This is a genomic window from Inquilinus sp. (assembly GCF_057815775.1).
The window spans coordinates 1-1894 of sequence record NZ_JBYRFX010000027.1 but is presented as its reverse complement, the minus strand read 5'-3'; the positions used below and the strand labels follow the sequence as shown (position 1 = coordinate 1894).

At 62.1% G+C, this 1894-nt stretch carries 1 protein-coding gene; it reads right to left on the bottom strand.

Annotated elements, in window-relative coordinates:
- Positions 1-1420, bottom strand: a 1420-nt coding sequence (locus AC3XYG_RS01065) for a ribonucleoside-diphosphate reductase subunit alpha (RefSeq protein WP_489137959.1), incomplete at its 3' end; no start/stop codon positions are given.
- Between the last annotated feature and the right edge of the window lie 474 nt (positions 1421-1894).

Sequence of the window (1894 nt, the reverse complement as noted above, 5' to 3'; positions counted from 1 at the left end):
CATTATCAAAACCCTTCTCCGCCAGCAGCTTCTGCAAATGCCGGTTGCGCACCGAGAAACTGCCTGACAGCGTCTTCTGCAGGAACACATTGGCCGCGATCGGCTCGATCCCCGGCGACGAATTCCCCGCGATGATCGAGATCGATGCCGTCGGCGCGATCGAAAGCTTGTGGCTGAACCGCTCCTGCACGCCGTATTCCGCGGCGTCCGGGCAAGCCCCGCGCTCGGCGGCCAGCTTCACCGATGCCGCGTTGGCCTGGGCGCGAATGTGGCGGAACATCTTCTTGTTCCAGACCTTCGCCACGACGCTCTCCCACGGCACATTCAACGCCTGAAGAAACGAGTGGAATCCCATGACACCGAGCCCGACAGACCGCTCCCGCATGGCAGCGTATTTTGCTTTTTCCATTCCAGGTGGCGCCCGGTCGATGAAATCCTGCAGTACATTGTCGAGGAACCGCATGATGTCCTCGATGAACGTCGGGTGTTCTTCCCACTCCGCCCAGTTCTCCAGGTTTAGACTGCACAGGCAACAAACGGCCGTGCGGTGGTTACCGAGGTGGTCCTCGCCCGTCGGCAGGGTGATTTCGCTGCACAGGTTGGACGTCTTTACTTCCAGCCCCGCCAGCTTGTGGTGTTCCGGGCGGGCGTTGTTGACGTGGTCGGAGAATACCAGGTACGGCTCGCCGGTTTCGATCCGCGCGGTCAGGATCCGCACCCACAGAGCCCGAGCGGAAATCGACCGCACGATCGACTTGTCCTTGGGCGAGCGCAGCGCCCACTGCCCGTCGGCTTCCACCGCACGCATGAAATCGTCTGGGATCTGGATCCCGTGGTGCAGGTTCAGCGCCTTGCGGTTCGGGTCACCCCCGGTCGGCCGCCGGATTTCGATGAACTCCTCGATCTCGGGGTGCCAGACCGGCAGATACACCGCCGCCGACCCGCGCCGCAGCGACCCCTGGGAGATCGCCAGCGTCAGCGAGTCCATCACCCGGATGAACGGAATGACGCCTGAGGTCTTGCCGACGGCGCCGACCTTCTCGCCGATCGAGCGCAGGTTGCCCCAGTACGATCCGATCCCGCCGCCCTTCGACGCCAGCCAGACATTCTCGTTCCACAGGCCCAGGATGCCGTCGAGGCTGTCGGTCGCCTCGTTCAGGAAGCAGGAGATCGGCAGGCCGCGCGTCGTGCCGCCATTCGACAGGATCGGCGTCGAGGGCATGAACCACAGCTTGCTCATATAATCGTAGATCCGCTGCGCATGGGCGTGGCTGTCGCCGTACTGCGACGCCACCCGGGCGAACAGATCCTGGAAGTCCTCGCCCGGCATCAGGTACCGGTCGGTCAGGGTCGCACGGCCGAAATCCGTCAGCAAAGCATCACGGGACCGGTCGACTCGAACCTGATAACGACCTGGCATCTGAACGGCATCGAGCACGGCGGTCTCTCCTGGCATTGTCATCTCACGAAAGACCTTTCTTCCACAGCGCATTGGATTCGCTGCAAACCATATATGGTAAGATCAGTGACCAAAGCCACAATATGGAGCGTTTGTGGCTGGATTACCACGCCTCATTCTCGCTAGATGGAACCGCTACTCTAGCAGATGTACGGCTCTCATCCCATGAAACGTTTGCCTTAGCGAGACGTTCTCCCCACGTTCCACAGGCCTGGGGATAACATGGCCCGAGGCAAGCTTGACCAGCGGCCGACTGGCTGGGGTCAGGGGAATCCGTCGAACCGCATGAAGGACTGTGCCGGTGCGCGCACTGTGACCAGGGAGTTCTCGATTGCGTCCGGGTCAGCGTAGCCCAGTGCCATGCCGCATACGACGGTTTCCTCCGCCGCCAACCCCAGCACTGGCCGGATTGCCCGGTGGTAGTGAGTCCAGGCG